Annotated in this window: 17 protein-coding genes and 1 pseudogene; 9 read left to right on the top strand and 9 right to left on the bottom strand. The window is 71.0% G+C overall.

Translation table 11 applies throughout. The features are described 5' to 3' along the window. The first annotated feature begins 91 nt into the window (after window positions 1-91). A complete protein-coding gene (locus ACWCWD_RS28730; protein ID WP_450777128.1) occupies window positions 92-787 on the top strand; it encodes a YoaK family protein in 696 nt (231 codons plus the stop codon). Window positions 788-1,112: 325 nt separating this feature from the next. On the opposite strand, the gene ACWCWD_RS28725 is transcribed toward ACWCWD_RS28730, so the two are convergent. After that, window positions 1,113-1,370 (bottom strand): type B 50S ribosomal protein L31, encoded by a 258-nt coding sequence (locus ACWCWD_RS28725; RefSeq protein WP_450777126.1) that lies wholly within the window; start codon window positions 1,368-1,370, stop codon window positions 1,113-1,115. A 141-nt stretch (window positions 1,371-1,511) separates the two neighbouring features. Then, a complete protein-coding gene (gene rpmG / locus ACWCWD_RS28720; RefSeq protein WP_266712731.1) occupies window positions 1,512-1,676 on the bottom strand; it encodes a 50S ribosomal protein L33 in 165 nt (54 codons plus the stop codon). Window positions 1,677-2,078: 402 nt separating this feature from the next. Here rpmG and ACWCWD_RS28715 point away from each other — a divergent pair, with 402 nt between their 5' ends. Beyond that, window positions 2,079-3,494 (top strand): PP2C family protein-serine/threonine phosphatase, encoded by a 1,416-nt coding sequence (locus tag ACWCWD_RS28715; protein ID WP_450777123.1) that lies wholly within the window; start codon window positions 2,079-2,081, stop codon window positions 3,492-3,494. A 102-nt stretch (window positions 3,495-3,596) separates the two neighbouring features. On the opposite strand, the gene ACWCWD_RS28710 is transcribed toward ACWCWD_RS28715, so the two are convergent. Continuing rightward, on the bottom strand, window positions 3,597-5,087 hold the full coding sequence (locus ACWCWD_RS28710; protein ID WP_450777121.1) for a DNA-binding protein NsdB: 1,491 nt from the start codon (window positions 5,085-5,087) through the stop codon (window positions 3,597-3,599). Between the two features lie 232 nt (window positions 5,088-5,319). Here ACWCWD_RS28710 and ACWCWD_RS28705 point away from each other — a divergent pair, with 232 nt between their 5' ends. Next, on the top strand, window positions 5,320-6,459 hold the full coding sequence (locus tag ACWCWD_RS28705; RefSeq protein ID WP_450777119.1) for an aminoglycoside phosphotransferase family protein: 1,140 nt from the start codon (window positions 5,320-5,322) through the stop codon (window positions 6,457-6,459). A gap of 161 nt (window positions 6,460-6,620) precedes the next feature. On the opposite strand, the gene ACWCWD_RS28700 is transcribed toward ACWCWD_RS28705, so the two are convergent. Then, window positions 6,621-7,943 carry an N-acetylmuramoyl-L-alanine amidase gene (locus ACWCWD_RS28700; RefSeq protein WP_450777118.1) on the bottom strand — a complete coding sequence of 441 codons (1,323 nt, stop codon included), beginning with the start codon at window positions 7,941-7,943 and terminating at the stop codon, window positions 6,621-6,623. Window positions 7,944-8,295: 352 nt separating this feature from the next. On the opposite strand from ACWCWD_RS28700, the gene ACWCWD_RS28695 reads away from it, so the two are divergent. Together ACWCWD_RS28695 and ACWCWD_RS28690 are read left to right on the top strand one after the other, a co-directional pair. Further along, window positions 8,296-10,533, top strand: coding sequence for a terpene synthase family protein (locus ACWCWD_RS28695; protein WP_450777116.1), 2,238 nt, complete (start codon window positions 8,296-8,298; stop codon window positions 10,531-10,533). A gap of 36 nt (window positions 10,534-10,569) precedes the next feature. Beyond that, window positions 10,570-10,972: pseudogene (locus ACWCWD_RS28690) on the top strand (IS630 family transposase); the annotation flags it as partial. Here the strand turns inward: ACWCWD_RS28690 and ACWCWD_RS28685 are convergent. The 3 genes from ACWCWD_RS28685 to ACWCWD_RS28675 form a co-directional block, all read right to left on the bottom strand. After that, window positions 10,947-11,414, bottom strand: a complete 468-nt coding sequence (locus tag ACWCWD_RS28685) for a hypothetical protein (RefSeq protein ID WP_450777114.1) — start codon at window positions 11,412-11,414, stop codon at window positions 10,947-10,949. The pseudogene ACWCWD_RS28690 and the gene ACWCWD_RS28685 overlap by 26 nt on opposite strands. 88 nt (window positions 11,415-11,502) lie before the next feature. Next, window positions 11,503-11,715: a hypothetical protein gene (locus ACWCWD_RS28680; RefSeq protein WP_450777112.1), complete on the bottom strand. Its 213-nt coding sequence runs from the start codon at window positions 11,713-11,715 to the stop codon at window positions 11,503-11,505. A 214-nt stretch (window positions 11,716-11,929) separates the two neighbouring features. Continuing rightward, window positions 11,930-12,604 (bottom strand): hypothetical protein, encoded by a 675-nt coding sequence (locus tag ACWCWD_RS28675; protein ID WP_450777111.1) that lies wholly within the window; start codon window positions 12,602-12,604, stop codon window positions 11,930-11,932. 233 nt (window positions 12,605-12,837) lie between these two features. Between ACWCWD_RS28675 and ACWCWD_RS28670 the strand changes: the two genes are divergently transcribed. The 3 genes from ACWCWD_RS28670 to ACWCWD_RS28660 all read left to right on the top strand — a co-directional run bounded on the left by ACWCWD_RS28670 (window position 12,838) and on the right by ACWCWD_RS28660 (window position 17,311). Then, window positions 12,838-14,049: a HupE/UreJ family protein gene (locus ACWCWD_RS28670; RefSeq protein ID WP_450777109.1), complete on the top strand. Its 1,212-nt coding sequence runs from the start codon at window positions 12,838-12,840 to the stop codon at window positions 14,047-14,049. 127 nt (window positions 14,050-14,176) lie between these two features. After that, entirely contained in the window at window positions 14,177-16,153 is a 1,977-nt protein-coding gene (locus tag ACWCWD_RS28665) for a fibronectin type III domain-containing protein (RefSeq protein WP_450777108.1), read from the top strand. A 78-nt stretch (window positions 16,154-16,231) separates the two neighbouring features. Beyond that, window positions 16,232-17,311: a WxL protein peptidoglycan domain-containing protein gene (locus ACWCWD_RS28660; RefSeq protein WP_450777107.1), complete on the top strand. Its 1,080-nt coding sequence runs from the start codon at window positions 16,232-16,234 to the stop codon at window positions 17,309-17,311. 24 nt (window positions 17,312-17,335) lie between these two features. Here ACWCWD_RS28660 and ACWCWD_RS28655 read toward each other — a convergent pair whose 3' ends face one another. Beyond that, entirely contained in the window at window positions 17,336-18,031 is a 696-nt protein-coding gene (locus tag ACWCWD_RS28655; protein WP_450777105.1) for a hypothetical protein, read from the bottom strand. Between the two features lie 113 nt (window positions 18,032-18,144). Here ACWCWD_RS28655 and ACWCWD_RS28650 point away from each other — a divergent pair, with 113 nt between their 5' ends. Then, the gene (locus ACWCWD_RS28650; RefSeq protein ID WP_450777103.1) at window positions 18,145-18,795 is read left to right on the top strand and encodes a TetR/AcrR family transcriptional regulator; all 651 of its coding nucleotides are present in this window, start codon (window positions 18,145-18,147) and stop codon (window positions 18,793-18,795) included. A gap of 129 nt (window positions 18,796-18,924) precedes the next feature. On the opposite strand, the gene ACWCWD_RS28645 is transcribed toward ACWCWD_RS28650, so the two are convergent. Then, window positions 18,925-19,425: a hypothetical protein gene (locus tag ACWCWD_RS28645; RefSeq protein WP_390960747.1), complete on the bottom strand. Its 501-nt coding sequence runs from the start codon at window positions 19,423-19,425 to the stop codon at window positions 18,925-18,927. Window positions 19,426-19,429 lie beyond the last annotated feature (4 nt).

Raw genomic sequence — 19,429 nt, 5'->3', positions numbered from 1 at the left:
GCGCCCGGGTGGCAGAAGACGTACGGCGTCCCGGCGCGCCCGGGTGCGAAGGTGCGCGGTCTCCGGCCGCCGGCGCGCCGAGAATGCCCGGGTGTCCTCTTCCTCCCCTCCCCTGTCCGGCCCGCCGGACGGGGACGCGCCGGCCGGTCGTGTCGCCTGGGCCCAGCTGCTGCTCTCGGGAGCCTCCGGAGCGGCCGACGCGTTCGTCTTCCTCTGCGCGGGGCAGGTCTTCGCGGGCGTGATGACCGGAAATCTCGTACTGCTGGGCGCTTCGGCCACGGGAACGGGCGAGGAGGGCTCCGCGGCGCACGTGGGCGCCGCGCTGGTGTCGTACGTGGCCGGGGCCGGGTGCGGCGCGCTGATGGCGCGGCGGTGGGGGTGGCCGGTGGCGGCTCTGCTGCTGGTCGAGGTGGTCCTGCTGGGCGCCGGGGCGACGGCGTGGGGGCTGGGGCTCGTCACGTCGGGGACGGACCGGACCGGGCTGCTCGCCGCGGTGGCCGTGGCCATGGGAATCCAGGGGATGGTCCGGGCGACCCCGACCAACTACTTCACCGGCACGCTGACCTCGCTGACGGGACGGCTGGTGCTCGGCCGGCCGGTCCGGGACGACATCCGGGTGTTCGGGCGGCTGGCCGCCGTGGTGGCCGGTGCCGCGCTGGCCGCCGCGGCGACACGGTGGTGGCCGCCGGGTGCCGCCTCCGTGGCGGTGCTCCCGGCCCTGGGGGCACTGATCCTGGAGGCGGCCGGAGGCCGCGGCCCCGGTCATGCTCCGCAGGACACCACCTGAGAGCCTCCAGGCCGCGCGGGCTCCCCCGGGCAAGGGAAAGCCCCGGCCGGATCGGGGGAATCCGGCCGGGGCCGTTCATGAGGTACGAGGGGCGGTCGCCTCTCGGCGGGTTGCTCCATGGGGCTTCAGCCGAACGATCTTCCCCATGGGCGAAAGGTGAGGCCCGGGGACACTGTCCCCCTCGCACCACGTATAGATGAACGATAAACCATTCGTGGGTGTTCCCGGACTCCGGCCTCCCCGGTGTGATCCGGGGCACGGGTCCGGCGGACGGTCGACCGCGACCGGCCCGGAGCGGCCGGGACCGGCAGTCCCGGCCGGCTCGTCAGCGTCCTGCCGCGACGTCACCGTAGCGGCGGCGGAAGCGGTCGACCCGCCCCGCCGTGTCCAGTACCCGCTGCGCGCCGGTGTAGAACGGGTGGCTCGCCGACGAGGTCTCGACGTCGATCACCGGATAGGTCCGGCCGTCCTCCCACTCCACGCGCTCGGTCGCGTCGGCGGTCGAGCGGGTGAGGAAGGCGACGCCTGCGGCGCGGTCACGGAAGACGACGGAACGGGTGGCGGGGTGGATGTGCTGCTGCATGGAGGTGTTCCTTCCCGTGCGGTACGGCGGACGGTGCGGTTCCACAGGCCCGGCGGTTCCACAGGCCCTGCGTTTTTACAGGCCCTGCGGTTCGACTGGCCGTGCGGTTCGAGGTGCTGCGGGGTCAACGGACCCCGTGGCTCAGCGGGCTTCCCGGAAGACGACGTGATGGCCGGCCACCGGGTCGAACTTCCGCAGTTCCAGCCGGTCCGGGTCGTTGCGCCGGTTCTTCCGCGTGACGTAGCTCTGCCCGGTCCCCGCCGTGGACCGGAGGGTGACGACCGGCCTGAGTTCGCTGCGTGCCATGAATGCCTCCTCCGCTGGACGATGCCCTTCCCCTTGTCCGGGATGGGTGTCGTTTTCATTCTGGTCTGGTAACACGAGCAACCCGAGCGGCATTCCCGACCCTCGGCACCCCCCGGATCAACCCCCGGGACACCTTCGGAAAGCGCCGGAACCGCACCCCGCGGGCACGGATCCTCCCTGATGCCCCTCAGCGGACCATTTCACCTCAGACCAACTCCCCATCACCGAAAGGGCGTTCGAAGTACACTCCTTCGCGTCAGCCGCTGGCATATGCCAAACGCAAGAACGCTACGAGTGTCGCCAAAGCCCTTACGGGTCCCACTCCCCTGTGTCACAGTCATCCTCGGTTCCTCTCCTGTTCCTCCCCGAGAACCGGCAGCAGCGTCTGTATCGGAGTTCGAGATGCCGTCCCCCCTCTTCGCGGACCGCCCGGCGGTACGACCGTCCGAGCGGGACGCCGTCGACGCGATGATCAACCGCGCACGCCGACTGCGCGGAGACCTGGACTCGGTGTGCCGGGCCGCCGTGGTCATCGACGAGGACGACCCTCACCAGCGCTGGCAGCGCGCACTCTGCGAGCTCGCCGCCCACCACCTCGACGACCTCGGCGCCCGCCTCGGGCAGCTCAGGGAGGGACCGCCCGCGCAGGCCCCGGACGCCGTTCCCGCCGACGAGGAGCTGGGCCCGCTGTCCGGCAGGGCGGGCAGTGCCGAGTGGAACCTCCTCGACGACGGCGTCGAATGGTCCGCCGAGCTCTACGAGATCTTCGGCCGGGACGTGGATGCGGGTCCGCTCTCCCTGGACGAGCTGCCCACCGTCCTCGTCCCCGAGGACCAGCCCCTGCTCACCTCCATGGTGACCAACTGCCTGATCGACGGAAAGCCGATGGACGGCGAGTTCCGCATCCGCCGTCCGGACGGCGGGACGCGGACCCTCCACGCCATGGGTGAGCCGGTGCTGGACCCCGAGGGCCGCACTGTCTCCCTGTGGGCGGTCCTGCGCGACGTCAGCGCGCTGAGCGACAGCCGGCAGCTCGAAGTCCGCACCCGGGACTCCCTGCACCGGCAGGACGACATCGCGAGGACCGAGCGCCGGATCGCGGTCGAACTGCACCAGGCCGTACTGCCCTCACCTCACGACTCGCTGGGACCGGTGCGCGCCGGATCCGGTGCCGCCATGGACGTCGCCGCCCGTCTCCTGCCGTCACGGGCGTGCGGCCCGGCCACCGGCACGGACTGGTACGACGCCATGACCCTGCCGGACGGCAGGACCCTGCTCACCGTCGGCAGCCTCACCGGGCACGGCATTCCGGCGGCCTCCTCCATGGCCATGGTGCTGGGCGCGCTGCGGGGCATGGCGGTGGCCGGCATCGAGCCCCGGGCGCTGCTGACCCATCTGAACCAGCTGCTCCAGGCATCGGTCCAGCCGACCCTGGGCAGCGCCCTGTGCGGGCTCTTCGATCCCTCCGCCAACCTCCTGACCTGGGCGCAGGCGGGACACCCCGCCCCTCTCCTGTTCCGTGGGGGCTCCGGCGCCCCGCTGCCCCCTCCCGACGGGGTGCTCCTGGGCGCCGTGCCGGGAATCGCCTACGGGCAGGAGACCGCTCGGCTGCTTCCCGGCGACGTACTCCTGCTGCGCACCGACGGACCGACCCCGGCCGCGGACCGTGGCGCCGCCCCGGACAAGCTGCTCGGGCTGGCGCCACGCTTCTCCCGGTCCCGTACGGCGGCCGAATGCGTACGGACCGTTGCCGAGGAGTTCGGCGGGGACGATCGCCCGGTCGAGGGATGCGTGCTGGTCGCCCGCATCGCCGGCTGACACCGGACACCCGGCACGCACCTGGCACCCGGCGCCCCGCGGGACACCGTCGCGCCTCGCAGGACGGAACGTGTCGAGGCGTTCGGTCCGGTCGGCGCGGCTTCAGGCCTCTGTCCCCTTCTCCTTCTTGGGCGGGCGGGGCATCACGAGCTCGAGCTCCGCGCGGAGATCGCGGATCGCCGGGTCGCCGGCGTACAGAGCGGTGAGCTGGTACATCTGCTGCAGCCGGTCCCAGGTGCGGTGCGAGGAGGTCTCCCCCATCGACACCATGGCCCGCCGGGCGTAGGTGTTCCCCTGTTCGGGGTCACCGGCGATGAAGCACGCCGAAGCGAGCGAGATGAAGTCGAAGAGCTTGGAACGCTGACGCCCGTCGTTGCGCATCCCGAGGGCCTTCTTGGCGTGCTGCTGGGCGAGGGCGGCCGCCGAGGGGTCGTGGTCGGCCAGCGTGCGGAACGCGAGCGCCTGCATACCGTAGAGATCGGCCTCGTCGAACATCTGCATCCAGCCCGGCGCCTCCTCGTCGTTCCGGTCGGAGATGAAGAGTTCCTCCGCCTCACCGAGGGAGCGCCGCATCGCCTGCCCGCGGCCCATCGACGCGTACGCCCAGGCGTCGATGGTGTGGAGCATGGCGCGGGTGCGCGGCAGCGCCTCCTCGCCCGCTCCGGAGTGGGCGAGCTTCATCAGATCGAGTGCCTCTTCCGGACGCCCGAGGTGGACCATCTGGCGTGCCGCCCGCGAAAGGGCCTCGCCGGCGCGCGGCCGGTCGCCGCCCTCGCGCGCCGCGTGCGCGGCGATGACGAAGTACTTCTGTGCGGTGGGTTCGAGACCGACGTCGTGGGACATCCAGCCGGCGAGTACGGCGAGGTTGGCCGCGACGCCCCACAGGCGCTGCTGGAGGTCGGCGGGGTGACGGTACGCCAGCAGGCCGCCCACCTCGTTGAGTTGGCCCACCACCGCCTTGCGCTGGAGTCCGCCGCCACGCTGGGCGTCCCACTTGCGGAAGATGTCGACCGCGTTCTCCAGGGCGGTGACCTCGGCGGAGCCGATGGGGGCGGTGTCGTACCGGTCGAACCCCGCGGGGTCCGCGTGGAGGGGGGTGTCGGTCCGGGGCGCGTCGGCCGCCGGAGCGGGATCCGAGTGCAGCCAGTCGTTCAGGGCGCTGGTGAGGGTGGGGCCGGCGGCGAGCGCGACGCCCGCGCTCACCAGGCCGCGTCGGTTGAGCATGAGGTCCATTCCCGTGAATTCGGTGAGGACCGCCGCCGTCCGTTCGGGCGCCCACGGAACGTCGTCGGGATGCTCTTCCTTCCCTGCGACCCGCCGTTTTCCCGTGCGCCCGCGTCGGCCGAACCCGAGGTCCTCGATGGTCACGACACGGCCGAGCCGCTCGGTGAACAGAGCCGCCAGCACCTCCGGCACGGGATCGCGCGGGGACTCCCCCATGTCGATCCAGCGCCTGACGCGCGAGGTGTCGGTCGCCAGTTGGGAGTGGCCCATGGCCGCTGCCTTCCGGTTCACCATCCTCGCGAGTTCGCCCTTCGACCATCCGGCCATGCCGAACAGATCGGAAAGACGGGTGTTGGGTTCTCCGGTCACGTCAAGCCCCCAGGTTCTCGGCTGAGTTGCACACTAACCCCGAGTCAGATGCGGCGCGCATATTCGCCACCCTTCGCCAGGGCACGCTATCTGCACTGCCACGGGCCCCGCGGTGTCAGGTAGGAGTGCGCCACCCCGCCCGGCAGCCCTCGGTACTCCCCAGGGTGCCGGACGGCCGCCGGCCGGGGTGGTGCACGCAACTTGTCGGCGCACGAAGGGATCTGTCTCGCCCATGTACACAGCATCGTCCTCCGTGTCCGCTCCGCCCCGGCCGCTCCGTCCGAGGGGATCCGGAGGCGGACCGTATCTCGCCCCCCTCTCCGGCGCCCCGGCTCCGGGTCTGGTCCGGGCTCGGCGGACGGCGGGCCCGGGCACCCAACCGCTCAGCGGGAGAATCGACTTGTCGGGTCCCCAGGGTGCGCAGGTGCGCATGGCCATCGCCTCCGTGCAGCGCATCTGCCCCGAGTTCAACCCGGTCCAGGTTCTCCGGCGCAGCGGTCGCTCCGTGCTGATCGTGGGCATGACCGGACGGACGACCGCGGTCGCGAAGTGTTTACTCGATCACTCGCCGGCCTGGATCGAACGCTTCCGGCACGAGATAGCGACGTACCGCTCGTTCGTCCGGCACCGCCCTCCCGTCAGGGTGCCCCGGCTGATCGCGGCCGACCCGGAGAACTGCACGCTGGTGATCGAGCGGATGCCCGGACGGGTGGCGGCACTGACGCGCCACCCCCTGGAGGCGCCCCCCCGTACGGATGTGCGCCAGGTACTCGGTGCGATCCGCCGGGTCAACGAATGGCGGCCTCCGGCCGGTCTCTTCGACGCCCCGCTGGACTACGCGTCGCGGATCTCCCGCTACCACGAGCTGGGGCTCTTCACCGATCGCGACCTGGGCGACCTGCAGAAGCTGCTGCACGGCCTCGCGGTCGCGGGCGGCCGGCAGGGCATGGGCCAGTTCTGCCACGGGGACGCGCTGCTCTCCAACATCCTGCTGTCGCCCACCGGTCCGGTCCTCCTGGACTGGGAGCACGCGGGCTGGTACCTCCCGGGGTACGACCTGGCGACGCTCTGGACGGTGCTGGGCCAGGACGCGGTGGTGGCGCGCCGTGAGATCAGCAAGCTGGCACAGGCGCGCGGTGCGGACGCGAGGGACGCGTTCCTGGTCAATCTGATGCTGGTGCTGACACGAGAGATCCGTACCTACGAGACGGCCGTCCAGCGGACCATGCGGGAGCCCGGCCCGGCGGGGGCGTCGCACGACCGCCCGGGCACCCTGTCGTCCGGCGAGGAACAGCGGCTGCTGCTGCGCCGGCTGCACGACGACTGCGCCATGGCCCGCCGGGCCGTACGGGCGGCCGTCGGCACACGCTGACCGCGGGGCGTGCCAGGGGGAAGCCCGGCCCCGGCCATGATCCACCGGACACACATGCAGGGGGAGCGCGCTCGCGGGAGGTGCCGACACACCGGCCCGCGGGCGCGCGGTCGTGTCCGGGGCGCGCGGGACATCCGCCCGCCCCGGACCGGAGCGCGCCGTCAGCCGGCGCGGACCACGTCCACGTCGGTCGCCTTCACGAACCCGACCCGGTGCCCGATCTGGACGGTCAGGTACTTCTGTGCGCCGGCGAAGTACGTGTGGTCGTACGGGGTCGACGCATCGATGGTCGGCGCGTAGTAGTAGCCGGTCGGGGCCTCGCCGCCGCCGGGGAACGCCTGCCCCGCCTTGATGGTGTAGACGAGCGGGGAGCCGGTGCGGGGCGTGAAGCCGGCCGGGTACTCGGCGGCGTCGGGGTAGGCGACGCCGTACACGGGGATCTCGGCCTTGCCCGCCTTCGGCCGGACGACGGTGCCCTTCGTGGGTACGGTGACACGTGTACCGGCGGGAGTGCTGAACCAGGCCTTCTGGCCGTACCACCAGATCGCCGTCCAGCCGGGTACCCGCTCGGCGACGACGGCCTGCTGGCTGGCGCTGATCTTGCTGCCCCAGTCGGCGGCGCAGTCGGTGCCCGCCGACCCGTCCGGGTGCAGTCCGGGGTCGGAGAAGAGCGGCGCGTCGGCGGAGGGCGCGGTGCGCAGGGGGACGGCGCTGCTGCCCTGGAGCGGCAGGTCCACGCCCTTCTCGCAGTCGCGGAACGCCTGCTTGTTCTGCTCGAAGTCAGGTGCGACGGTGACGAGTTCGCTCTTCTTCGGGCCGGAGGGCCGGCTCTTCACGCCGAGGAGGGCCATGAAGCGGTTCCAGTCCCAGTAGGGGCCCGGGTCCCAGTGCATGCTCTTGGTCCCGGCGGCGCTGGTGGGCGGGACGCCGTCGTGGCCGAGGATGTGCTGCCGGTCGAGCGGGATGTCGTACTGCTTGGCGAGGTGGGCGACCAGTTTGGCGGTGGAGCGGTACATCGCGTCGGTGTACCAGGCGGCCCCGTCGGCGGCGAAGCCCTCCTGTTCGATGCCGATGGAGTGGGTGTTGACGTACCAGTTGCCGGCCTGCCAGGCGATGTCCTTGGTCTTGACCATCTGGGTGACGTGCCCGTCCGAGGAGCGGACCACGTAGTGGGCGGACGTCTTGTTGAGCGGGTTCTGGAAGGTCCTGAGGGTTCCGTCGAAGTCGACCTCGGTGTCGTGCAGCACGATGAACTTGATCGCGTTGGTATTCGGCCGGTCCGCGGTGTCGTAGTTGCCGTACGCGGCCTTGTCGGCCGGGTCGCCGGTCTGCTGGTAGGCCGCCGGTACCCAGTCGCAGGCGAGGCTGCGCGGGCACTCGGGACGCACCTCGTCGGCCTGGGCGGCCGGGGTGAGCAGGGCGGTGCACAGCGCACCGGCCGCGACCAGCGCGAGCGCGAGCCTGGACCTCTTCTTCGACGTCATGACAACCCTTCTGGGAGCGGGACTTGCTGTGCCGTGGGGCGAGTCGATCTCTCGTACCGTCGTGGCGGCACACTCTCCGACGACGGGTGACGGCACGTCAAGAGCGTTGTGGGGAGCGGCGGATGAGCCACTGGTGCAGACCTCTGGCAGCCGCTGTGACCTGCGACGGGCGGGAACGCCCGGGGCGGGTGACGGGTTCCGTTACCGGAGTTTTACTCCACCGGGGAGAGCCCGTGGTGATTATGCGACTTATGACCACTGTGCGTAGCCCGGATGGCCGAAGGGTAGTGCTGGCGCGCACAACGGGTCCGCGCGAACGGCGCGCGGAGACTTCTGGAAAGGCCCGACGCACATGGCACAGCCCTTCTCGTTGCCGGACTTCTACGTCCCGTATCCGGCACGGCTCAGCCCTCACCTGGAGGAGGCGCGGCGCCACACCAGGGAGTGGGCGCGCGGCATGGGGATGCTGGAGGGCTCCGGCATCTGGGACGAGAAGGACCTCGACGCGCACGACTACGCGCTGCTGTGCGCGTACACCCATCCCGACTGCTCGTCCGAGGCCCTGTCGCTGGTCACCGACTGGTACGTGTGGGTCTTCTTCTTCGACGACCACTTCCTGGAGCTGTTCAAGCGCACCCCGGACCGGGAGGGCGCGAAACGTTACCTCGAACGGCTGCCCGCCTTCATGCCGATGGACAGGGGCGCCCCGACTCCGGAGCCGGTCAGCCCGGTCGAGGCGGGGCTGGCGGATCTGTGGGCCCGGACGGTGCCGAGCATGTCGGACGCGTGGCGGGCACGGTTCGCCGAGGCGACGGAGAACCTGCTCAACGAGTCCTTGTGGGAGCTCGCGAACATCAACGAGGGCCGGATCGCCAACCCGGTCGAGTACATCGAGATGCGCCGCAAGGTGGGAGGAGCCCCCTGGTCGGCCGGGCTGGTGGAGTACGCGGCGAACGCGGAGGTCCCCGAGGCGGTGGCCGGTGCCCGGGCCCTGCGGGTCCTGCGCGACGCCTTCTCCGACGGCGTCCACCTGCGCAACGACCTCTTCTCCTACCAGCGCGAGGTGGAGGACGAGGGCGAGAACAGCAACGGCGTCCTGGTGCTGGAGAAGTTCCTCGGCTGCTCGACGCAGGAAGCGGCCGAGGCCGTCAACGACCTGCTCACCTCCCGGCTCCAGCAGTTCGAGAACACGGTCCTGACCGAACTCGGGCCGCTCTGTGCGAGCGAGGGGCTGGGGCCGGCGGAGGCCGCCGCCGTCCTCGCGTACGTGAAGGGGCTCCAGGACTGGCAGTCCGGGGGCCACGAGTGGCATCTGCGCTCCAGCCGCTACATGAACGACGGTGGCGTGGAGGCGAATTCGGGCCGTCTGGGTATGACGGACACGTTCGGCATGGCGGCCGCGTCGATCCGCTTCACCCCCCGCTCGGAGGCGGCCCGGCTGCGGGGGCACAGCCATGTGCCGTACCAGCGGGTGGGTCCCTCCCTGCTGCCCGACATCCGGCTGCCGTTCGGGACCACGCTCAGCCCCCATTTGGACGGGGCGCGGGTGCGGCTCGTCGACTGGGCGCGCCGGATGGGGATCCTGGAGGAGCAACCGGGGGTGCCCGGCTCGCACATCTGGGACGAGGACCGGATCATCGCGATCGATCTCCCGCTCTGCGCGGCCGGCATCCATCCGGACGCCTCCCCCGAGGAGTTGGACCTCTCCTCGGCGTGGCTGGCCTGGGGCACGTACGGCGACGACTGGTTCCCGGTGGTGCACGGGCGCACCCGTGACCTGGCCGGGGCGCGGCTGGCCAACGAGCGGCTGTCGCTCTTCATGCCGCTGGACTGCTCGGCCACGGGCGTGCCGGAGCCGGTGAACGCGCTGGAGCGCGGGCTCGGGGACCTGTGGCGGCGGACCGCCGGACCGCTGGACGAGGAGGGGCGGCGGGCCTTCCGGTACGCGGTCGGGTCGATGACGGAGAGCTGGCTGTGGGAGCTGGCGAACCAGGCGCAGAACCGTATCCCCGACCCGGTGGACTACATCGAGATGCGCCGTATGACCTTCGGGTCGGACCTCACCATGGCCCTGTGCCGGCTGGCGCACGGGAAGAAGGTGCCGCCGGAGATCTACCGGAGCGGTCCGATGCGGTCGCTGGAGAACGCGGCAGCGGACTACGCGGCCCTCCTCAACGACCTGTTCTCGTACCAGAAGGAGATCGAGTACGAGGGCGAGGTGCACAACGGCGTCCTGGTCGTGCAGAACTTCTTCGGCGTCGACTATCCGACCGGGGTGGCGGTCGTCCACGACTTGATGAACGGGCGTCTGCGGCAGTTCGAGCACGTCGCCGAGGTGGAACTGCCGCTGCTGTACGACGACTTCGCGCTGGACGCGGAGTCCCGGGAGGTGCTCGCCGGCTATGTGCAGGAGCTCCGGCACTGGCTCGCGGGCATCCTGATCTGGCACCGGGGCTGCCGCCGGTACCGCGAGGAGGACCTGCGCCGGGAGTACGCCGCCCGCCCGCCGCGGGGCCTGCTGAACGGTCCGACCGGGCTCGGCACCTCGGCGGCGCGGCTGGCCTCACTGATGGCGGGGGCGCGGGGGTAGCGGGGCGCGGGGGTAGCGGGGGCGAACACGGGGCGGGCCGCGCTGCGATCGATCCGCGCCGCCCGCCCCGACGGCGCCCCCATCCATGTGGTCCTCGACAACCCACCTGAACCGGCGAATCCGCAGGCGGGCGACCCGGAACAAGGTCGAGCCGTACTCAACCCCGACCTACGCGTCCTGGGCCAATCCCGTCGAGGCCCACTTCGGACCCTTGCGGCAGTTCACCCTGGCCACCTCGCACTATCCCAACCGCCCGGTCCGGACCCGAGTCCCCTACGACTGCCTGCGCCGGCGCAACCAGAACGCCCGCAACCCCGGCGTCCTCGCAGCCCAACGACGCGAACGAGCTCGTATCCGCGGTGAGAAGAGTGTTCCCTGGGGAGGGCGTCACACCGGGATGGCGGCCTGTACGACTACACCTGTTCCTGATACACCCTGATCTCGGCCGGCTTGGTTCCGTGGATCATTGCCCAGGCTGCTCCCCCGGTCAGTTCTTGAGCCCATTCTTCGAGATCGTCTCCGGCGTCGTGGAAGAACCACGAGTCGAAGCTTCCAAGAGCCTCCAGGGCGGGCGCGAGGCCGTATCCGAGCTCGCAGTGGACCTGAACGTAATGGTCGTGATCGCCGTCGCTGTCGGAGATCTCGAACTGCCGGGTGAAGTCCAGCATGAACTCCGGAGGGCCGTCGAACGCGTAGGTTCCGTACTGGAACAGCAGACCGTCAGCGTCGGGTGTGTCCGGGACGTCAAACAGCAGTCGGCCAAATCGGAGGAAGGCAAGCCAGAAGTCTTCCGTGACCAGATCGTCAAGCGCTCGCTGTCCTGACCCCAGTTCACCCCTGAGCAGCCCCACGGCCTCGCCCATCGACAGTCTCCGCGTCATGCCCGATCTCCTCGCCCGCCGCAGCCTCACTCAGCCTACTGACCCAGATGAACCTTCCCGGTCAGAGCACCAGCTGCCCCGCCCGCCCTCACCCGGAGAAGAACGCACCGAGGGAGGCCAGGATCGCCAGCGCGGGCTGCGCGATGTCCGCACTGGAGGCAAGGAGCGTCCGCAGGCGTTCCACCCGTGTGGTGACGGCCGGGAGGTCCGGTTCCGTTGCCGCGCCGAGGCGGGCGAGGGCGTGGATGGCGACGGCGGCCTCCTCCTGGTCGGGTGCGGGCGTGTCCCGGCTCTCCAGCACGAGCCGGAGAGGCCGGGCCAGGTCCTCGGCGTGGGCGGTGGAGGCGGGCGTACCCGTCGGTGCGCGGGCGGCGTGCCGCGTACGCGTTACGGCCGGAGGCGCGCTCCGGCCGCCTGCGGTTCTCCTCCTGTGTCGGTTGCCTGGCGGAGGGCACCCGGCCGAGCACACGCCGCGCCCGGTGTTCCCGGACGTCCGGCGCCCCACCGGAAGGCTCTCAGAACCTGTCGAGCCACACCACGATGCCGGTGTGCCCCGACAGCACCGCCGCCGTTCCGGCGCGGACGGCCGCGGCGCAGCGGGCGGCGGTGAAGGAGGCGGCGTCGTACTCCGAGGACATGCCGAGCCCCTCGCCCCGGAAGGACGCTCCCCTCCAGTCGACCGCCGTGACGTTGTGGGTGGGTTCGGCGAGTTCGGCGCCCACGACCAGGAACTCCTGGTCGAGGTGGCTCGGGGTGACCGTGGCGAGCGGGTCGACGAGGCTGTTGCCCGCGCTGATGACGAGGTCGGGGTGGAGGTCCATCGCCCTGAGGACGGCGGGGAGGAGGTCGGCGGTGCCGGCCGCGGTCACGGTCCGCAGGTCGACGTCCTCGTCCTTCGCCCACTTCTTCACGGCGGCCACCAGGGTCTTGGTGGGCCGGTCGTGGCCCGCGGTCAGCAGGACGACGCGGGCGCCGTCCGAGGGGCGCACCCCGGACCACGAGCCGGGATCGGGCGTGACGGTGGATTCCGGGGCGGGCGACTCGTCCGGGCCGATGAATCCCGCGCCGAGCGCGCCGACCGCGAAGGGGCGCGGGTGCGGCTGCGACCAGTCGGCTTCCGAGGCGCATCCGGCGAGCAGGGCGAGGGCGGCCGCGGTGGTGACGGCGGCGGCCTGGAGCGGGCGGTACAAGACGATCGTCCTCCGGTAGGGAGCCCTCCCCCGGCGGCACGCCGGCGTGGCTGTGCGGCATGCGCGTGCGGGCAGGCCGGTTCGGGGCGGCTTTCCTTCATCCTGCGCCGTCGGCACACCCGATCTCCATAAAACCGACCGTCATCGAACCTTTGTTTTCCCATACTTCGCTGACCGGCCGCTTTCGGTTCATTCACGGCCTGCACGGTGCACGGGCAACCTCAAGGAGCCCCATGCCTCACCGTGTACGCCGTCCGCTGCTCGCTCTCGCCGCGGCGGTTCTCTTCCTGCTCTGCCTCGCCCGGCCCGCGGCCGCCCACGGCTTCTCGTCGACCGTGTACGCGCATGTCACCGCCGACGGCGACGGACCGCTGCGCACCGAACTGAAACTGGAGTACGACCTGCTCGTCGTCTCGGCCGCCGACACCGGTGACGACGACCCCCTCTTCCGGGCGGGCACCGACGCGTTCGAGGCGGGGGACCCGGTGGCCGAGGCCGCCGCGCTCGAAGCCCACCGAACGACCGTGCTCGCCTACGTCACCCGGCACCTCTCGGTCAGCGCCGGCCCGAAGGCCTGTACGCCCACGCCGGACGGCGCGTTCCGGATGGGCACCGAGGAGGGCGTGCCGTACGCCCTGCTGGATCTCGACTGGAGCTGCGTCGAACACGGCGCGGGCGGCCACGAGGTGCGCGGCACGCTCTTCCCCGACTCCGAGGGGTACGTCAAGGGCACCAAGACGATCGTCACCTACGACGTCGACGGCCACTCCGGGAGCGCCGCGCTCGACGCCGGGCATCCGTCGTTCTCCATCAGCCAGTCCTGGACGCAGCGCTTCTGGGAGTTCTTCCGGCTGGGCGCCGAACATCTGCTGACCGGTACCGACCACATCCTGTTCCTGCTGGCGCTCATCGCCGGGTCCCGGCGTCCGCGCGAAGTCGTCCTGGCCGCAACCAGTTTCACTCTGGCCCACTCGGTGACGTTCCTGCTGGCCGCGCTGGGGCTGGTCGACGTGCCGGCCGGTCTGGTGGAGCCCGTCATCGCGCTCTCCATCGCGGTGGTCGCCGGCTGGCACCTGTGGCGGATCAGGGGGCGCGGCGCCCAGGTCGCGGAGCTCCGGGCGCCCGGCGAGGGCCGGTTCGCCCTGGACCGCGCGGGCTGGACCCGTCTCGGCGTCGTGTTCTGTTTCGGCCTCGTGCACGGCCTGGGGTTCGCGGGCGCGCTCGGTATCGAGGCCGCCTGGTCGTGGACCCTGCTGTGGTCCCTGCTGGTGTTCAACATCGGCATCGAGGCGGTCCAGCTCGGCATCATCGCCGTGGTGTTCCCGCTGCTCCTGCTGCTCGTGCGCCGCTCGCCGCGGGCCGCCGCGTGGACCACCGGCGTGATCTCCGCGTGCGTGGCGGCCATGGGGCTCATCTGGTTCGTCCAGCGGGTGGCCGGTGCGTGAAAACCGCACGTGGGCAGTGATGTTCAACCCTCGCCAAGATCGCATTCAGTTCTCGTTCATCTTGCACGGACAACTTGTGCATCGCCCTTGCATACGCACCGTATGCACACAGAAGAAACGACACTTCATGAGATCGAACGCTTCCCACCAGGCCCGGGGCCCCGTGCGGACCCGTGTGGCCACCGGTGCCACCGCCGCCTTCCTCGGCCTGACCGTGGCCCTCGCGGGCGGAGTCGGCTCGCCCGCCTCCGCGGCAGACGCCTCCGCCCTCACCGGCATCGTCCTGGGTGTCGGCGCCAACGAGACCCAGCGCACGGTCAGCTGGTACTCCTCCGGCGACACCGCCCAGAAGGTGCAGCTCGCCCCCACGGCGCGGCTCACCGGCGGAGAGTTCCCCGCCGACGCGGTCACCTTCGACGCGCTGGGCGCGGCGAACATCGCCTCCAGCGGCGGCTACAACCGCCACGCCACCATCACCGGCCTGAAGGAGAACACCACTTACTCCTACCGGGTCGGCAGCGAGGGCAACTGGTCGACGGCGTACTCCTTCAAGACGCAGGACTTCGAGGGCGCGTACGACTTCCTCTTCCTCGGCGACCCGCAGATCGGCTCCTCCGGCGACCTGGCACAGGACCAGGCCGGATGGGCGGACACGCTGGACGTGGCCACCAAGGCCAACCCGAACGCCGAACTCCTCGTCTCCGGCGGCGACCAGATCGAGAGCGCCAACAACGAGGACCAGTGGAAGTCCTTCCTCGCCCCCGACCAGCTGCGCCAGGTCCCGTACGCCGCCACCATCGGCAACCACGACGTCGGCGGCAAGGCGTACGAGCAGCACTTCTCGACGCCGAACACCGACAACTCGGCCTCGAAGTACGCCAACGGCAACCCGGCGTCCAACACTTCGGGCGGTGACTACTGGTACATCTACAAGGACGTGCTGTTCATCGACCTGAACAGCAACAGCTACGCCACCTCGCAGGGTGGCGGCGGCGACGAGGCGCACACCAAGTACGTCACGGACGTCATCAACCAGCACGGCTCCGAGGCCAAGTGGAAGGTGCTCGTCTACCACCACTCGATCTACTCGCCGGCCTCGCACGCCAAGGACGGGGACAACAAGACCCGTCGGGTCGACTTCCCGACCACCTTCTCCAAGCTCGGCGTCGACCTGGTCCTCCAGGGCCACGACCACAGCTACTCCCGCAGCTACCTCATCAAGAACGGCCAGAAGGCCGATCCCGAGGAGCAGCCGGGCGCGGCCGACGTCTACCCGGGTCCCGGCGGCGTCCTGTACGTCACCGCCAACTCCGCCTCGGGTTCGAAGTACTACGACATCACGGCGCCCGACAACAGCGGCACCAGCGGCGCGGGCAACGGCGCCGACCCGCTGAACCCGGACAACTACTGGTACAACTCGGTGCAGAACCAGGAGCACGTCCGCAGCTACGTCAAGGTCCAGGTGCGGGACGAGAAGCTCGTCGTGGAGAACATCCGCAGCAGCACCTGCACCGCGCCCAACTCCGAGGTCTCGCACGGCGACTGGTGCAACAACACCGAGGCCGCGCAGCCGGTGGGCTCGATCGTCGACAAGGTGAGCGTCCACCCGTACAACGGTGACGGCCAGTCGCTCCAGGTCAACGTCCCGAACGCGGCTCCGGGCGAGTTCGGCTGGACCATCGACGGCTACAACGGCCTGGTGGACCTCGGCACCGCCAAGGAGGAGAACGGCGACCACTTCACCGCCTCCGGCAAGATCAACCCGATCCTCGTGTCGGACACCCGCCGCACGCTCTCCCCGTGGTCGGTCTCGGCCAACGTGAGCGCGTTCAAGGACGCCGACAAGACGTTCGCCGGCTCCTACCTCGGCTGGTCGCCGTACGTGCTCGACCAGGGCGCGGGCGCCAAGGCCGGCTCGCCGGTCGCCTCCGGGTACGACGACCAGGGTGACGGTCTGGCCGTCTCCCGCGGTCTCGGCTCCGCGGAGCAGGGTCACGAGCGCGGCACCTCCAAGCTGGGCGCCGACCTGGATCTCAAGATCCCGGACAGCGTGCAGAAGGGCGGCTACCGCGCGACCCTCACGATCACCGCGCTGAGCAGCTGACCGATCCCGCTCCACCGGTGGGGCAGGGTCCGGTCCGCCGGATCCTGCCCCACCTCCTCATCCGAGAGAGACCCCGAGATGCACGCAGTGGCACCATCCCGCCGTACCTTTCCCGCCGGCCTCGTCCGCGCCGGCGCCCTCGTCCTGTTCACGGTGCTGGCACTGGCGGGTGTGTCCACCGCTCCGGCCCGGGCGGCCGACGACGGCGACGTCACCTGGACGGTCCGGACGGCCGCCAACGACTTCGGGGCCGACCGGTCGAGCTTCGGCTACAGCGTGAACCCGGGCGGGAAGACCGAGGACGCGATGGTCGTCGCCAACCACGGCACCACCGCGCTGACGCTCACGGTCTACACCGCCGACGGCTTCACCACCGGGAAGGGGCAGCTGGACCTGCTGACCCGGGAGAAGAAGTCCCGGTCCATCGGCGCCTGGGTGCGTGCCGCGCGCGAGACCGTCACGGTGGCGCCGGGCAGGAGCGCCGAGATCCCGTTCACGGTCACCGTCCCGGCGGACGCCACCCCGGGCGACTACGTGGGCGGCATCCTCACCTCGCTGAAGCAGCCCGACGACGCGGAGGGCATAGCCGTCGACCGGCGTCTGGGCATCCGTATCAAGCTGCGGGTCAGCGGGGCCCTGCGGCCGGCGCTCGCCGTCGAGGACGTGCACGTCTCGTACGACGGCTCCACCGGGTTCGCCCAGGGCGACGCGACGGTGACGTACAGCCTCCACAACACGGGCAACGCGGTGCTCTCCGGCACCCAGAAGGTCGCCGTCACAGGCCCGTTCGGCATGTTCAGCACCGATGCCGGCGCCGTCGCCGCGCCGCCGGAGCTGCTGCCGGGCGAGCGCTGGAAGGTGACGGTCCCGGTCCACGGCGTCACTCCCGCGTACCGGCTCGCCGCCACCGTCACCGTCACCCCGGTCCTCACCGACGCGGCCGGTTCGACCACCGCCCTCAAGCCGGTCCGGGCCACGGCCCACGGCCTCGCGGTCCCGTGGACGCTGACCCTGCTCGTGGTCCTGGTCCTGGCCGGAAGCGTCGCGGCGGTCGTCCTGGCCCGGCGCGGGCGGGCCCGCCGCAAGCGGCTGGAGGACGAGCGGGTGCGCGAGGCGGTGGACCGCGCTCTGCGGGAGAAGGCCGGGCACCATGCCTGACAGGCCCGGCGTCCGGCCGGGACCTCAGGCGCGGGAGTCCGCGGCGACGACGATCCAGTTCCGGAACTCGACGGCATAGTGCCGCAGGTGGTGTTCGAGGACCTCGTCCGGGCACGCGACGGGGAAGTAGACCGTGAGGTTCGCGACGAAGCCGTCCGCCGTGTCACCGAACTGGATCAGCGCCCGCCCGACGACGGTGCCGTCGGCCAGGAACAGGTTCGAGGACATCCTGCGCGGAAAATCCGCCTCCGGGAGGAGCTCGTCCGCGTCCTCGGCCCAGGCCAGGGCGTCGGTACCCCAGCCGCCCATGTAGAAGTCGGCGACGTGCGGGCCGATGTTCTCCACCACACGGGCGCCGGTCTCGTCGGTGCCCATCACGTAGTGCTCGGGGTGCGCGGCGAGGAGCACTCGTTCGTCCCCCGCGAACGCCTTGTCCATCCAGGCCAGGAACTCGCCCGAGGTCAGCCCCTTCGTCGCGAGCACGGTGGTGCCCCCCTTGAAGGCTCCTCCGGAGGTGCGGGCGCTCTCCCGCAGGACGGCGTTGCCCTCCTCGATGTCCGCGGCCAGGAGGTCGAGGAGGCCCTGGCGGCCCAGCAGCGTCCGGAAGCGGTCCACCGCGCGACGGGCGTAGAAGAGCTCGAAGTCGTCGATGCTTCCGGCGCCGGCGGGCCCGGCTTCGAGCGTCACGGTGACGGGCTGGAACGTCTTCTTCTCGGTCATGGTCGAGCCTCCAAATGTGAATGTGAATTCGCGTTCACATCGTGAGGGTACGCCGAGGAGGGCACCGGATGTCAAAAAGTCCTGCTGGGAGCGGTGCCGATACCATGCGGGACATGACCGAAGAGCCGGAGCGCCCAGCGTCCTACCGGGAGCCCCGGCAGGCCCGCAGCGCCGCGACCCTGGCCCGTGTACTGCGGGCGGCCGAGGAGATCGCCTCCGCCTCCGGCCTGGAGGAGATGACGATCGCCGGTGTCGCGCAACGCGCCGGTGTCGCCGTCGGGACGATCTACCGCCGCTTCGAGGACAAGGAGCAGCTGATCGCCGCCCTGACCGAGCGGATGCTGGAACGCCGCGAGGAGTACGTGGCGGAGCGACTGCGTGCCGCCGAGCCCTCGCTCTCGGGTGTCATGACCGCCTACGCGCACGCCCTGCTGCAGTCGTTCGCCGACAACAGCAGCCTCTTCCCCGAGCTGCTGCGCACGCGGGGCACCAAGTCGCTGGAGCGCGGGGCCCGCACCATCACCGAACTCCACCGCCTCCTGCTCGAAGCGGCGGCCCCCTACGCCGACCAGATCCGCCGCTCCCAGCCCCGGCAGGCACTCGACACCGCGGCCCGCACGATCCTCGGCGCCTGCTTCCACAACTCCGTACGTCCCGATGCCGCCACCGGCGAAGCGGCCAGAGCCCGGTACGCCGACGAACTCGGCGACATGGCGATGGCCTATCTCCTCACTCCCGGCCGGAGCCGCGACGCCGAGGCCTGACCCCGGCGCCCGGCCGCTCGGCTCTCGCGTCGGCCCGGCGGACGGTGCTCCCGACAACGAAACGTCCCTGCGGCCCTCGGAGGAGTCCGTGGGCCGCAGGGACGTTTCAGCCTGCTTGGGAGAGTGCGGTCAGCCCTGCTGGAAGAGTTCCGCGGGCAGCGGCTTGAGCAGCGCGTAGAGGTCGTCCGTGATCGGGCGGTCCCAGCTGGCGATCGTGACGAGGACACCGTCGCTGCGGTCGAACTGCACGCAGGCGACGCGGGTCTCGGAGAGCTTGACGCGACGCACGATCAGCAGGTTGTCGCCCTGCATCACGGGGACGTCCTCGGTGGAGGTGACCTCCACCGGCTCGTCGTTCTCCAGGGCGAGGAGCAGCTGCGCGACCTCGAAGGGGACCTGGCCCTCCTCGGTCTCGCGGGCGGGCGAGCCCTCCGGGAGGTTCCCGATGATCATGGCCGGACCGCGGCCACCGTAGAGGTCGTACCGGAGGAAGACGCCCTGGCAGGTGCCGTCGGGCGCGGGCAGCAGACCGGCTCCGAGGTTCCCGGGCCAGTCCCCCGGGTCCATGGCGAGGACATCGAAGTCCGGGCCGGCGGGAGTGGCGGCGCTGCGACGGCGGAGGAAGGACATGGAG

This window comes from Streptomyces sp. NPDC001493, from assembly GCF_053597235.1.
The sequence above is the reverse complement of the archived record's forward strand: the minus strand, read 5'-3'. Positions and strand labels throughout refer to the sequence as shown.